Below are 229 nucleotides of genomic sequence, written 5' to 3' on the forward strand. Positions count from 1 at the left end.
CAGCCCCGGCGAGTAGATCGAGTCGGCCGGGATGCGCCCGATCTCCTGACCGACCTGCTTGTTCTGAACGGCGGAGTCGTAGCCGCGACCGCGCTCGACGGTCAGCTCCATCTCCAGCTTGCCCTTGCCGTTGAGCGTGGCGAGGACGTGGTCGGGGTTGTGCACCTCGACACCGGCCGGGGGCGCGATGTCGGCGGGGGCGACCAGGACCGGGCCCCGCTTGCGCAGG

1 pseudogene is annotated in these 229 nt (G+C 71.2%); it reads right to left on the minus strand.

From position 1 onward, the window contains the following. Window positions 1–229, minus strand: a pseudogene (locus KVT44_RS57530) (DNA-directed RNA polymerase subunit alpha); the annotation flags it as partial.

It is taken from the genome of Streptomyces sp. GbtcB7, assembly GCF_019091445.1.
Taxonomy (GTDB): Bacteria; Actinomycetota; Actinomycetes; order Streptomycetales; family Streptomycetaceae; genus Streptomyces; species Streptomyces mirabilis.